This window comes from Pyxidicoccus caerfyrddinensis (assembly GCF_010894405.1).
In the GTDB taxonomy this organism is placed as follows: Bacteria; Myxococcota; Myxococcia; order Myxococcales; family Myxococcaceae; genus Myxococcus; species Myxococcus caerfyrddinensis.
In genome coordinates this window covers 400,357-412,732 of sequence record NZ_JAAIYA010000001.1, presented here as the reverse complement: position 1 = coordinate 412,732, position 12,376 = coordinate 400,357, and the positions used below count along the sequence as shown (strand labels likewise).

11 protein-coding genes and 2 tRNA genes are annotated in these 12,376 nt (G+C 70.4%); 7 read left to right on the top strand and 6 right to left on the bottom strand.

Annotation, left to right across the window (positions count from 1 at the left end):
* The first annotated feature begins 1 nt into the window (after position 1).
* On the top strand, positions 2 to 832 hold the full coding sequence (gene rsmI / locus G4D86_RS01410) for a 16S rRNA (cytidine(1402)-2'-O)-methyltransferase (protein WP_163988556.1): 831 nt from the start codon (positions 2 to 4) through the stop codon (positions 830 to 832).
* A gap of 49 nt (positions 833 to 881) precedes the next feature.
* On the opposite strand, the gene G4D86_RS01405 is transcribed toward rsmI, so the two are convergent.
* The 5 genes from G4D86_RS01405 to G4D86_RS01385 form a co-directional block, all read right to left on the bottom strand.
* Positions 882 to 2,180, bottom strand: a complete 1,299-nt coding sequence (locus G4D86_RS01405) for a hypothetical protein (RefSeq protein WP_163988554.1) — start codon at positions 2,178 to 2,180, stop codon at positions 882 to 884.
* Between the two features lie 97 nt (positions 2,181 to 2,277).
* Positions 2,278 to 3,309: a M23 family metallopeptidase gene (locus G4D86_RS01400; protein ID WP_163988552.1), complete on the bottom strand. Its 1,032-nt coding sequence runs from the start codon at positions 3,307 to 3,309 to the stop codon at positions 2,278 to 2,280.
* Positions 3,310 to 3,388: 79 nt separating this feature from the next.
* Positions 3,389 to 4,813 (bottom strand): sigma-54-dependent transcriptional regulator, encoded by a 1,425-nt coding sequence (locus tag G4D86_RS01395; RefSeq protein WP_163988549.1) that lies wholly within the window; start codon positions 4,811 to 4,813, stop codon positions 3,389 to 3,391.
* 20 nt (positions 4,814 to 4,833) lie between these two features.
* Entirely contained in the window at positions 4,834 to 5,718 is an 885-nt protein-coding gene (gene encA / locus G4D86_RS01390; RefSeq protein ID WP_163988547.1) for an encapsulin nanocompartment shell protein EncA, read from the bottom strand.
* A gap of 42 nt (positions 5,719 to 5,760) precedes the next feature.
* Positions 5,761 to 6,255, bottom strand: coding sequence for a ferritin family protein (locus tag G4D86_RS01385; protein ID WP_163988545.1), 495 nt, complete (start codon positions 6,253 to 6,255; stop codon positions 5,761 to 5,763).
* Between the two features lie 105 nt (positions 6,256 to 6,360).
* Here G4D86_RS01385 and murJ point away from each other — a divergent pair, with 105 nt between their 5' ends.
* From murJ to G4D86_RS01360, 6 genes are all read left to right on the top strand, one after another.
* Positions 6,361 to 8,064, top strand: coding sequence for a murein biosynthesis integral membrane protein MurJ (gene murJ / locus G4D86_RS01380; protein ID WP_163988543.1), 1,704 nt, complete (start codon positions 6,361 to 6,363; stop codon positions 8,062 to 8,064).
* 347 nt (positions 8,065 to 8,411) lie between these two features.
* On the top strand, positions 8,412 to 8,636 hold the full coding sequence (locus tag G4D86_RS52510) for a hypothetical protein (RefSeq protein ID WP_240359983.1): 225 nt from the start codon (positions 8,412 to 8,414) through the stop codon (positions 8,634 to 8,636).
* Positions 8,624 to 10,327, top strand: a complete 1,704-nt coding sequence (locus G4D86_RS01375; RefSeq protein ID WP_240359982.1) for a S1 RNA-binding domain-containing protein — start codon at positions 8,624 to 8,626, stop codon at positions 10,325 to 10,327. The genes G4D86_RS52510 and G4D86_RS01375 overlap by 13 nt, the downstream gene beginning before the upstream one ends.
* A gap of 100 nt (positions 10,328 to 10,427) precedes the next feature.
* Positions 10,428 to 10,501, top strand: a tRNA-Met gene (locus G4D86_RS01370).
* A 69-nt stretch (positions 10,502 to 10,570) separates the two neighbouring features.
* Positions 10,571 to 10,644: transfer RNA gene (locus G4D86_RS01365), tRNA-Met, on the top strand.
* Positions 10,645 to 10,857: 213 nt separating this feature from the next.
* A complete protein-coding gene (locus tag G4D86_RS01360) occupies positions 10,858 to 11,805 on the top strand; it encodes an aromatic alcohol reductase (protein ID WP_163988539.1) in 948 nt (315 codons plus the stop codon).
* A gap of 19 nt (positions 11,806 to 11,824) precedes the next feature.
* Here the strand turns inward: G4D86_RS01360 and G4D86_RS01355 are convergent, their stop codons facing one another.
* Positions 11,825 to 12,172 carry a hypothetical protein gene (locus G4D86_RS01355; protein WP_163988537.1) on the bottom strand — a complete coding sequence of 116 codons (348 nt, stop codon included), beginning with the start codon at positions 12,170 to 12,172 and terminating at the stop codon, positions 11,825 to 11,827.
* Between the last annotated feature and the right edge of the window lie 204 nt (positions 12,173 to 12,376).

Here is a 12,376-nt window from a genome sequence, read left to right as displayed (position 1 = left end):
CATGGCTGGAACGCTCTACCTGGTGGCCACGCCCATCGGGAACCTGGGGGATGTGACGGCGCGCGCGCTGCAGACGCTGCGCGACGTGCGCTTCATCGCCTGTGAGGACACGCGGCACTCGCGCGTCCTGCTGGACCACTTCGGCATTGGCGGGAAGGACCTGGTGAGCCTGCCGGCCTTCGCGGAGGGGCAGCGCGCCGGGCGCATCCTGGACCGCATCGCGGAAGGCGACGACTGCGCGCTGGTGACGGACGCGGGCAGCCCGGCCATCAGCGACCCCGGCGAGAGGCTGGTGGCGGAGGCGCTGGAGCGCGGGCTGACGGTGGTGCCCATTCCGGGCCCTACCGCCCTGGTGGCGGCCCTGAGCGCGTCCGGACTGCCCACCGGGCGCTTCCACTTCCTGGGCTTCCTCCCGCGCAAGGGAGCGGAGCGGCGGACCATGCTGGAGGAGGTGGCCAACCTGTCCGCCACGCTGGTGCTCTACGAGTCCCCGCGCCGCGTGGGTGAGACGCTGCCAGACCTGCTCGACGCCTGGGGAGACCGGCGCGCCTGCGTGGCGCGCGAGCTGACGAAGCTCCACGAGGAGTTCGCCCGGGGCACGTTGTCGGAGCTGGCCGCCCGCTACGCGGCGGAGGAGCCCCGGGGCGAGGTGGTGGTGCTGGTGGAAGGCCGCACCGGCGAGCGCCGCTGGTCCGAGGAGGAGCTGAAAAAGGCGCTGGAAGAGGGCCTGTCGCGCGGCGAGAAGCTCAAGGCGCTGAGCACCGAGCTGGCCCGTCGCGCGGGCTGGGCCGGTCAGGACGTCTACCGGCTGGGCCTGTCGCTGAAGCGGTGAGACAGAGGCGGCGGGGACGGGCTCACGGTGCCCGTCCCCGGCCGTACGGCTAGAAGCTGAACGTGGCGCTCAGGTCGAAGCGGAACGAGGTGCTCTCCACCGCGCGGAAGCGGCGGGACACCAGGTCATAGCGCCAGTCGAACGTCGGGTTGAGCTCCGCGGGGTTCGTCTCCACGTCCACCTCGCCGTTGCCGTCCAGGTCCTTCCCCAGCTCCTCGGCGGTGAGGGTGTGGTCGGTGTTGTAGAGGAACGTGCCGGAGGCGCGGATGGTGAAGGACTCGGCCGCGCTGGCGTTGACGCCGAGCATGCCGCCCACCTGGAAGTAGTCCTCCGAGGTGAGGAGCTTGCCCAGCGCCTGGCTGAGCTCGTTGTAGTACCGGCCGCGGCCCACGTAGTTGCCGATGGTGCGCAGGTCCAGGGCGAACTTCTGGAACTTCTGCGGCTTCTCGAAGGGGACCAGCTCCACGCCGAAGAGCATGCCCGCCTGCGTGGGGGCGTGGATGCCCGTTTCCTTGCGCGTCCACGGGCCGGTGCCGCAGTTCAACGGGGCGCCCAGGTTCGGCGGGTCCGCGTTGCGCTGGTCGCAGTTGGAGTAGATGCCCGGGCCGCCCACGGGGATGGTGTAGCTGGCCTTGAAGTACGGCTCGGCCACGCCCATTCGGCGCGAGAAGGACGTGTAGAGCTGGTACTTGTGGACGCGGTCGCCGATGTTGCCGCGCTCGTCCGGGTCCGTGGTGTTCACGCTCGGGTCGCGCTGCTTCGCGGTAGGGGCCTCGTAGTCCAGACCGACAATCCACGTGGGCTTGGTGGCGTCCTTCTCCTGCTTGAAGAAGGCGTAGGCCAGGCCGAAGTGCATGTTGCCCAGGCCGCCGCGGAAGCTCTCCTGCGGGATGCCGAACAGCGGCACGGGCGCGCTCGTGCCCTCGAGGCAGCCGGGAATCACCGAGCCGTCCGCATTCACGCAGTTGTTGGTGATGGTGGAGTTCTCGGCCGTCGCGTCGGAGGTGCGGTCCCAGCGCTCGTTCTGCTGGAACACCAGCGGCAGCGTGAAGGAGAACTCCAGGTCCCGGTACAGGCCGAAGGCCAGCTCCAGGTTCAGCCGCGCGTCCACGCCCTTGTACCAGAGCTCCGTGGCGTCGATGCGGGTGGTGCCGTCGGAGCCCGCGGGGATGAGCTGCTCGCGGATGATCTTCGCGCGCGTCTGCGTGCGCTCGAAGCCGACGTCGATGAAGAGGTCGAACGGATCGTCGTCCTCGAAGGACGAAGCAATCCGGGTGATGTCCGCCGCACTGGCGGCGAGCGGCGCGCCCAGGGTGATAGCGGCGAGTACGGCGCGAAGCCTTTGCATCCGACCTCCGACGGCGAATCACCCGGGCCTTCCGGCAAGGCCCGGGGGGCTTCCAGCTAGCCGCGCCGTCGGAGGAGTGTCAAGAAACGGGTGGCAATTACTTCCCGGCCACCGAGGTTCCGAGGAGCCCGTCCAGCCGGCGCACCTCGGACTCGAACAGCGACTTGTTGGCCGTATTCAGCGAGCGGCGGAAGGTCTTGTGCTGGTCGAAGGGGTCCAGCACCCGGTCATCCTGCGTCATCAGCTGATAGTGCAGGTGGGGGGCGAAGGAGTGGCCCGTGTTGCCGCTGGCGGCGATGACCTGGCCCGTGGTGAAGCGGGAGCCGGGCTTGATGTCCTTGGACAGCTCGTCCAGGTGCAGGAAAAGGGCGCGCCGTCCGCGGCCGCCGGACTCCACCAGCTCCACGCAGTTGCCGTTGCTGCCCCAGTTCCAGTTCTTGCGCTTCACGACGCCGTTGAAGGGCGCCCTGATGGGCGTGCCCACCGGCGCGCGGAAGTCCACGCCCTTGTGGCGGCGGCCGTCGCGCAGCAGGGACGTCACCTGCTCGTAGTCGTCGATGGGCGACTTCTCCAGGCGCATTTCCAGCTCGTCGCCGGTGGAGAGGTAGTAGCGGGCATTCTTGTCGCCCTCGCCCTGGAAGCGGTACGCGCTGAGCGTCTTGCCCAGCTTGCCGCTGGTGAAGCGCACCGCGTGCACGAGGGGCTCCTCGTTCTCGCGGCGCTGGTACAGCACGTCGAGCGTGTCGCCGCGGAGGATTTCACCCGGCACCTCCACCCACCACACCAGCGTGCGCGTCACCACCTGCGCCAGGGCGGGGCCCACGTCCGCGCCGGCGGCGCCGTTGAGGGCCGTCTCCAGCGGGCCGTCGATGCGCACCGAGGCGCGCTCCAGGCCGGCGGCCTTCACCGGGTCCACGGGCGCCGGAGGGGCAACGGGCGCCGCGGCGACGGCCCCCGCATCCGTGGCGGCCACGGGGGCGGCCGCGGCCTGCTCCGTGGCGCCTGCCATCCGCTGCTTCCACCACCACACGCCGCCGGCGGACGCGCCGAGGATGAGTGACACGGCTACCACCGAGCCGAGTGGACTGCGCTTCGGCGGGGCACCGAGGGTGGGAAGGTTCGGCCGCATTCAAGCTCCCTGGGTTTGAAAAGAGTGGGCCGGCCCGAAACCGACGCGCGCGCGAAGGAATTCCGCCTCCGCGCGGAAGCTACTCGTCGGCGACGTCGTCCTGCCCGTCGGGGGTGGTGTCGCGCAGGCCGAATTCCTTCATCTTCGTCTGCAGCGACTTCCGGCTGATTTGAAGCAGGCGAGCGGCCCGCGTGACGTTGCCGCCCGTCTCATCCAGCTTCTTCACGATGAGGTCCCGCTCCAGCTCGGCGGCCTTCATCCGGACGATGTCCTTGAGGCCCACCTCGCCCGTGGGAACTTCCATGGACGGCGTGGAGGGGGACGACAGGGTGCCCGCCTGCACGCCCGCTCCGCTACGGACCGGCTCCGGCAAATCCTTCCCGGTGATGAAGGGGCCATCCGCGAAGAGCAGCACGCGCTCGATGAGGTTCTCCAACTCGCGGATGTTGCCCGGCCACGCATAGGCCTGGAGCAGGGCCATGGCGTCGTCGGTGATGCCTTCGATCTTCTTGTTGAGGCGCCGGTTGTATTTGTCCAGGAAGTGCCGCGCGAGCATGGGGATGTCGCTGCGGCGCTCGCGCAGGGCGGGCAGGGTGATGGGGACCACCGCCAGTCGGTAGTACAAGTCCTTCCGGAAGCGGCCCGCCTCGATCTCCGCCTGGAGGTCGCGGTTGGTGGCCGCCACGAGGCGCACGTCCACGCGCGTGGTCTTGATGCCGCCCACGCGCTCGAACTCGCCCTCCTGCAGCGCGCGCAGCAGCTTCACCTGCATCTCCACCGGGATTTCGCCAATCTCGTCCAGGAAGAGGGTGCCCTCGTCGGCCAGCTCGAAGCGGCCGGGCTTGGAGGTGACGGCGCCGGTGAAGGCCCCGCGCTCGTAGCCGAACAGCTCGCTCTCCAGCAGCGTGGCGGGGATGGCCGCGCAGTTGATCTTGATGAACGGCTTGTCGCGCCGGCTGGAGGCGCCATGCAGCGCGGTGGCGATGAGCTCCTTGCCGGTGCCGCTCTCGCCGGTGATGAGCACCGTGGAGGGCGTGTCCGCCACCTTGTCGATGATCTTGTAGACCTCTTGAATCTGCGGCGAGTCACCGATGATGGCGGCGCGCGCCTTGACGTCCGGACGCACGGAGCGGCGGGCGCTCTCGTTCGTCTTGGCGGCCTTCGCGACGACGGAGGACAGCTCCGCCTGGTCGAAGGGCTTGGTGATGTAGTCGAACGCGCCGGCCTTGATGGCGTCCACGGCCGAGTCCACGGTGCCGTGCGCGGTGATGATGATGACCGGCACGTCCGGGTTGGCGGCGCGGACGGTGCCCAGCACCTCCATGCCGCCCACCTTGGGCATCACCAGGTCCGTCACCACGATGTCCGCGCCGTTCTTGTGGAACTCCGCGAGCCCCTGCTCGCCATTCTCCGCGACGGTGACGTCGAACCCGTCCCGGCGCAGCATCGCGGCGAGCACCTTTCTCAGGTTCGCCTCGTCGTCGATGACCAGGACCTTTGCCATGAGGGCTGTCAGGGCGCGGGCTAGCGGCGATGCGTGGGGGCGGCGGGCGTGCCGGCGGCGCCGGGGCCCTCGAGGGTGCAGATGGCGTCCGGGTGCTTGATGCGCAAGAGCAGCGCCTCCAGCACGCGGAACGGATGGTTCATCCGCGAGGCGCCCAGGTACGCGGCCACCATGTCCATGGAGACGGCGAGGTCCATGTTCTCCCGGCCGGTGGACACCACCACGCCGGAGTCCCCGCGCAGGCGGTTGGACTGGTAGACGCCGTCCGACGCGAGCTGGCGGATGGTTTCAATCTCCAGCACGCCCGTCTTCTCGTAGATGCGGTGCAGCTGCGAGTACAGCCGCGGCGACAGCACCACGGCGTAGGGGCCGAAGTGGCCGTGCTCGTTCAGCTTGCGCGTGGAGTCGACGATGGCCTGGAAGCCGCCGCCCGCCACCGTCCAGTCGCCGAGCGGCACGGTGAGCCGGCCGTTGGCCGTCATCAGGCCCTCGTAGCCCAGGCGCGCGTCGCCGTAGAAGATGAGCTCGTCCTCCTGCTGCGCGCACAGCGCGGCGGCGCCCGCGGCGGCGGACACGTCCAGCGGCATGTTGTGCGTGCGCGCGGCCTCGATGTCGCGCCAGTGCAGCAGGAAGTCCTTGTAGAGGATGGGGATGGTCTTGAACTTGCGCGCGTCGGTGAAGACCATCGCGGTCTCCTGCTCGCCGACGATGTCCACCGCGCCGGGGGACACGCCCTGGAACTCGTCGTAGGGCACCGTCTGCACGCCCGCGCCCAGCGGGCCGTAGATGTCCAGGATGCGACGGCCGACCAGCGACCGCCGCGCGACCTGGATGACGGTTTCATTCAGGCGCGCCCACTCCTCTTCACGGAGGGGGTTCTCGGCATGTCCAAGGAAGTCAGGCATCGGATGTTCTCCAGAAGAGTCAACAAGGAGAGAAGGGGGACGTCAGCGACCGCTGCCACCGCCGCCACCACCCCGGCGGAGCGAGCCAACGGTGAGCGGGTGGGACTCCACCGCGGGCGGCGGGGCAGGCAGGCCGTACATGAGCCGCTGCGGGGGCAGCGACGTGGGAGGTTCCACGGAGAGGCGGCCGTTGCGGCCATTCACGACAGGGGGCGCGGGAGGCGCCTGCGGAGCAGCCCGAGCCGGCGCGGCGGGGGCAGCGGGCGCACCCGCGGCGGCGGTGCCCTCGAAGTGTCCGGTGGCCACGGGGCTGGTGAAGTGGGCGTCCTGGCCGCTGTCCAGCATGCGCAGCATGTGGACGGCCTCGGAGACGTGCTCCTTCTCCTCGGTGGCCAGGTGCAGGAAGAAGGCGCGGACGTCGGGTGACGAAGAGGCTCGGGCGAAGGCCTCGTATTCATTGATGGTCTCGAGCTCGCGGGCCAGTACGCGGCGGATGCGTGCCACGTCGTCCAGGTCGCTGTCGGGGGTTCCGGCCATTGGCATCGGACCCTGGCAACCTGGCGAGTTAGCGTCAAGTGAAAGAGGCTGCCCGGGTTTCGCGCTTCATGCCACTCAACGCCGCGCATAGAGTCCCGCGCCCTGGTGACTTCCTCCACGCCCGTGCCCTCCTCGCCGCCGCCGTCGCCGCCCCCCGCGCCTTCCCGGTCCGCGCGCCCGGGAGGCAAGGGCGCGCTGCTCGTCGCCACGGGCATCCTCGCCTCACGGCTGATGGGCCTGGTGCGCGAGCGCGTCTTCGCGCACTACCTCGGCAACGCGGAGGCAGCCGCCGTCTTCAAGGCGGCGCTGCGCATCCCCAACTTCCTGCAGAACCTCTTCGGCGAGGGCGTCCTCTCCGGCTCCTTCATCCCCGTCTATGCGGGGCTGCTGGGTCGCGACGAGACGAAGGAGGCGGACCGCGTGGCCGGCGCGGTGTTCGGTCTGCTGTCGCTCGTCACGGCGGTGATGGTGGCCGCGGGCATGCTCGCCACGCCGCTGCTGGTGGACCTCATCGCCCCGGGCTTCGAGGGCCACTCGCGCGAGCTGGCCATCAACGTGGTCCGCATCCTCTTCCCCGGCACGGGGATGCTGGTGCTGAGCGCGTGGTGTCTGGGCATCCTCAACAGCCACCGCCGCTTCCTGCTGTCGTACCTGGCGCCGGTGGTGTGGAACATCGTCATCATCCTCACGCTCGTCTTCGCCGGTGGCCGCTACACGGAGGACCGGCTGGTGGAGGTGCTCGCCTACGGCGTGGTGCTGGGCTGCTTCCTCCAGTTCGCGGTGCAGGTGCCCTCGACGCTGCGCCTGTTGGGCGGCTTCCGCCCGACGCTGTCGCTGGCGAGCGCGTCCGTGCGCCAGGTGCTGAAGAACTTCGGCCCGGTGGTGCTGGGGCGCGGCGTGGTGCAGTTCAGCGCGTGGGTGGACACCGCCTTCGCCACGCTCATCTCCAACCGCGCGGTGTCCTCGCTGCTGTACGCGCAGACCATCTACCTCATCCCGGTGAGCCTCTTCGGCATGGCGGTGTCCGCCGCTGAGTTGCCGGAGATGTCCCGCGCCTCGGGCGAGGGCGAGGACGTGGCCGCGAAGCTGCGCGAGCGCATCGGCAACGGCGCGCGGCGCATCGCCTTCTGGGTGGTGCCCTCTGCCGCCGCGTTCCTCTTCCTGGGGGACATGGTGGCCGCGGCGCTCCTGCAGACGGGGCGCTTCGACTCGGCCGACTCGCGCTACCTCTGGTACCTGCTGATGGGCGCGGCGGTGGGCCTGGTGGCCTCCACCGTGGGCCGGCTCTACGCCTCCGCCTTCTACGCGCTGAAGGACCCGAAGACGCCTCTGCGCTTCGCGGTGGTGCGCGTGTCCACGGGCGCGCTGGGCGCGTGGCTGTTGGGCCTGAAGCTCCCGGGGTGGGTGGGCCTGCCGGACTACCTGGGCGCGCTGGGGCTCACCCTGGCGGGCGGAATGGTGGCCTGGCTGGAGTCCAGCCTGCTCCGGCGCAAGCTCGTGAAGCAGCTCGGCCCGGTGGGCGTCCCCCCCGGACTGCTGCCCCGGCTGTGGACCGCGGCCGCGATCGCCGGGCTCGTCGGGTTGGGCATCAAGCTGGGGCTCGCGTCCCTGCTCGGTCCCATGCCCGGCGTGGCGGCGGAGTGGGGGGGCGAGCTGCTCGTGCCGCCCCGGCTGCACCCCGCGTTGGGCCTCCTGGCAACCGCCGTGCCCTTCGGAATCGTTTATTTCGCACTGGCCGCGGCCATGGGTGTCCCGGAGGCCGGGGCGGTGTTCCGCAAGGTCGGCCGCAAGCTCCGGCTGGTGCGCTAACCGCCCGCGAATACTCGGCTCCTCACGGACCGGCCGGCACATCCTTGGGGTGGCAAACAGTGCCCCTGGGATGGCCTGACGCGCTGCCTCCGTTCAACAACGAAGCAACGGCCCACGCGGCGTGCGCGTCATCTGGCTTCCTCCGGAGTTGGCGTGCGTGTAGAGTGCGCCGCCTTTTTCACCGGGGCCCGGCTTCTCGGGAAGCCAGGGTCGAATTCGTCTCAGGAAGGTCTCGGCAGTGAGCGACGAGAAGAGCGGTTCCAATTCGGGCGGTCCGGGCGGGATGGGTCCCAAGAAGCCGAAGGCTACCTTCGGCGACGTGATGCTCGGCATCCCCTCTGGGGGCAGTGGCCGGGACGGGGATCGGGGTGGGCGCGGAGGTGGCCGCGGTGGTGAGCGTGGTGGTGGCGACCGCGGAGGTCGTGGCGAGCGCGAAGCGTCGCCTCGGCCCGAGGGTGGCGCCCCGCGTGGCGATCGTCCTCCTCGTCCTGGCGGTGACCGGGGCGGCGAGCGCCGTGGTGGCGGGAGCGGTGGCGGCGAGCGCCGCCCGTCCGGCCCCATGGTGGTCGTGAAGCGCGCCTCGGGTGCCATCGAGACCCGGGGCCTCGCGGACGAGAAGCCCGCCGACGCGACGGCCACGTCCGAGGAGACCACGGCCGCTGCCGAGGCCTCCGCCGCGACGCCGGCCCCCACGCCCGCGCCGCGTCCGGTGACGCCGACGCCCGCGCCCTCCAGCGCGCTCTACGAGGAGGTCCCCGAGTCCCAGTCCTTCGCCGAGATGTTCGAGGCGCAGGGCGGTGCTCCGGGCCGCCGCGGCGTGCGCGTGGGCGAGAAGGTCAAGGGCACCATCTTCCAGCTCGGCGCGGACACCGCGTTCGTGTCGCTCGAGGGCTCCGCCAAGAGCGAGGCGATGATCGAGCTGCGCGAGCTCAAGGACGACGAGGGCATCCTCCGCTTCGGCGTGGGTGACAGCCTGGAGGCCCACGTCATCGAGGTGGGCGCCAAGGGCATCCTCCTGTCGCGCGCGCTCGCCAAGGGCAGCGCGTCCATGGCCATGCTGGCCGAGGCCCGCGCCTCCGGCATGCCCGTGGAGGGCATGGTGCTGAGCGTGAACAAGGGCGGAGTGGAGGTCGCCATCGGCGACATCCGCGCCTTCTGCCCCATCAGCCAGCTGGACCTGCGCTTCGTGGAGAAGCCGGACCAGTTCATCGGCGAGAAGCTCCAGTTCCGCGTCACCGAGGTCCGTGATCGCAACGTGGTGCTGTCGCGCCGGGCGCTGCTCGAAGAGGAGCAGCGCAAGCTGGCCTCGGAGACGCGCAAGACCCTGGCCGAGGGCAAGGTCGTCAAGGGCAAGGTCTCCGGCGTGCGCGACTTCGGCGTGTTCGTCGACCTGGGCGGCGTGGAGGGCATGATTCCCGTCTCCGAGCTCTCGTACACGCGCGTCGGTCACCCGTCCGAGGTGGTCAACGCCGGTGACGAGGTCGAGGTGGAGATCCTCCGCATGGAGGCCGCTCAGCCCAACTCGCCCGACAAGAGCAAGCAGAAGGAGCGCATCACCCTGTCCATGCGCGCGCGCATGGAGGACCCCTTCAAGAAGGCCATCTCCGAGATCAAGGAAGGCGACCGGCTCCAGGGCAAGGTCGTCCGCCTGCAGCCCTTCGGCGCCTTCGTGGAGCTGCGCCCCGGCGTGGATGGCCTCGTGCACATCTCCGCGCTGAGCGACCGCCGCATCGCGCACCCGCGCGACGTGGTGAAGGAGGGTGAGGTCATCTGGGTGGCCGTCGAGAAGATCGACACCACCGACAAGCGCATCGGCCTGCGCCGCATCTCCGAGGAGGAGGCGCAGCGTCCTCCCGAGGAGCGTCCGGCCGCCGCCGCCAGCGCCGCGCCCGCCGCGGCCCGTCAGCCCGCCGCGCCCCGTCCCCAGGTGGGGCAGGTCGTCGTCGGCAAGGTGGACCGCATCGAGCCGTACGGCGTGTTCCTCCAGTTCCCCGGCGGCAAGGGCCTGCTCCCCGCGAGCGAGACGGGCACCGAGCGCGGCACCGACCTGCGCAAGCACTACTCGCTTGGCCAGGAGGTGAAGGTGGCCATCCTGGACATCGACGCGTCCGGGAAGATCCGTCTCTCCGTCACCGCCGCGCAGCGCGCGGAGGAGCGCGCCGAGGTGGAGGCCTGGCAGAAGACGCAGCAGCCGCAGGGTCAGGCCGCGGGCAAGAAGGGCTTCGGCACCTTCGCCGACCTGCTCGGCAAGATGCGCAAGTAACGCTCCTCTCTCCGCGCTGCGCACCGAATGGCGCAGCGCGGAGAAAGGTGTTGACGCTCCAGGGCGGGGACGGTACTAACCCCCTCGCCGCAACCACTGACGCGGGGTGGAGCAGCCTGGTAGCTCGTCGGGCTCATAACCCGAAGGTCGCAGGTTCAAATCCTGCCCCCGCAACTCGTAGCACCTGATGCCCGGCCGGAATGAAGGCCGGGACTCAGCGGTTCGAAGACAGACACAACATGACGCGGGGTGGAGCAGCCTGGTAGCTCGTCGGGCTCATAACCCGAAGGTCGCAGGTTCAAATCCTGCCCCCGCAACTCGGATCGGCCCGGTCATCCTCTTGGATGACCGGGCCGATTGCTTTTGTGCGCCCACCGCCAGGACTCCTGCTCGTCCCTCGTGCGGACCAGGGGCGCCCCCGCGCACCACGCAGTCAGTGCCCGCCTCACGCTCCATCTTCCCGGTGTGGGCAGCATGCGTGGACGCACCCCTTCGCCGCGCGCCTGCCCGCCGGTGAGGAGGAGCGGACGATGGACACCGAGGCCACGCACGTCCTGCTGGTGGGAGGCACGGGCAGGTTCGGGCATCAGCTCGCCTCGGCGCTCCTGTCCCGGCCCGGCATCCACCTGCACGTGCTGGTGCGTCCCGGCACGCGTCCCGAGTCACTGGACGGGCTCGCGGACCAGGGTGTGACGCTCGTCGAGGGCTCGCTCCAGGACGTGCGCTCGCTCGGCTCGGCGGTGGAGGGCATGGACGCGGTCATCTCCGCCGTGCGCGGCGGGCCCGACGTCGTGGTGGACGGTCAGCTCCGGCTGCTGGACGTGGCGCGGCGGCACGGCGTCATGCGCTTCATCCCCTCGGACTACTCGCCGGACTTCTTCCAGCTCCGCGACGGCGAGGACGCGCAGCTCGACTTGCACCGGCGCGTCGCGGACGCCGTGGAGCGCAGCGGCGTGCGGCACACGTTCATCCTCTGCGGCGCCTTCATGGAAGTGGCGCTGTCACCCCTGGCGCACGTGTTCGATTTGGAGCGCGGGCACGTGGCGTACTGGGGCACCGGCGACGAGCCTTTCGACGTCACCGCGATGCGCGACGCGGCCCGGTGGGTGGCGCAGGCCGTGGTGGACCCGCGCGCGGCGGGCCGGCGCCTGGAGCTCGTGGGGGACGTGGTGACGGTGAATGAAGTCTCACGGCTCTACGAGGAGCTCACGGGCCGGCAGCTCCAGCGCGTCTGTCGTGGCACGGTGGAGGACCTGCGCCACCACCTCGCGCGCATGAGCGCCCCGGAGGCCGCGGCCCGCGAGGCACTCGTGCAGCCGCACCTCCTGCTGCAGCTCGCGGGGCGGGGAAGGCTGCGCAACCCGGCCAATGCGGAGCTCTCGCGGCTTCGCCCCATGACGGTCCGCGAGTACCTCGAGGCGAAGGGGCGGCCGTGGCTGCCGTCGCGCGAGGAGGCTTCGTTGCCCGCGCACCCGTGAGCGCGCGGGGACTCGCGGCTCAGCGCTCCTCGGGCGCGGGCTGTCGCTGAGGCACCGGATCACACGCGAGCTGGGCGCACTCGAGCGCCGTGCCACAGTGCCCATCGCAACAGCGCTCCTGCTTTCCGGGGCAGCCGCCCGCGTCGGCGGCGGGGGCAGGGAAGTGCGGCGGGCCCTCGCGCGGCTCCATGCCCGCGTCCCAGCGCCGCACGCCCTGGAAGGGCGTGTCGCTGCCACCATCCGTCACCTGGCCGTGACGTCGTGTCTCCGCGGGCGCTGTTTCCGCCGTGGAACGGCAGGCCGGGGGCACCACGGCCACCCAGAATCCGACGAAAAGCAGCCCCACGAGGCTTCGCACCCACCGCATTTTTCCTCCGAGCCCTCGCATAACCTGCCGTAACCACGGAATTATGCGTCGCGTTGGGAATAACCGCAGATGTCGCCTTTCAACCTACATCAGTAAGGGCACTAATCTTCTCAACAGGTGACACTTTGTCACCCGGGGGCGACATTCGTGACCTGGCGTTCCGGCGATGGTGCTGGGACACCCTCCCAGGTCTCAAGGTAGCTC

Bases quoted from the DNA above. Each gene is read 5' to 3' on its own strand.
- G4D86_RS01355 (WP_163988537.1), bottom strand. From the start codon at position 12,172: ATGCGGTGGGTGCGAAGCCTCGTGGGGCTGCTTTTCGTCGGATTCTGG.
- G4D86_RS01405 (WP_163988554.1), bottom strand. From the start codon at position 2,180: ATGCAAAGGCTTCGCGCCGTACTCGCCGCTATCACCCTGGGCGCGCCG.
- G4D86_RS01360 (WP_163988539.1), top strand. From the start codon at position 10,858: ATGGACACCGAGGCCACGCACGTCCTGCTGGTGGGAGGCACGGGCAGG.
- G4D86_RS01385 (WP_163988545.1), bottom strand. From the start codon at position 6,255: ATGGCCGGAACCCCCGACAGCGACCTGGACGACGTGGCACGCATCCGC.
- G4D86_RS01395 (WP_163988549.1), bottom strand. From the start codon at position 4,813: ATGGCAAAGGTCCTGGTCATCGACGACGAGGCGAACCTGAGAAAGGTG.
- G4D86_RS01375 (WP_240359982.1), top strand. From the start codon at position 8,624: ATGGTGGTCGTGAAGCGCGCCTCGGGTGCCATCGAGACCCGGGGCCTC.
- G4D86_RS01400 (WP_163988552.1), bottom strand. From the start codon at position 3,309: ATGCGGCCGAACCTTCCCACCCTCGGTGCCCCGCCGAAGCGCAGTCCA.
- rsmI (WP_163988556.1), top strand. From the start codon at position 2: ATGGCTGGAACGCTCTACCTGGTGGCCACGCCCATCGGGAACCTGGGG.
- encA (WP_163988547.1), bottom strand. From the start codon at position 5,718: ATGCCTGACTTCCTTGGACATGCCGAGAACCCCCTCCGTGAAGAGGAG.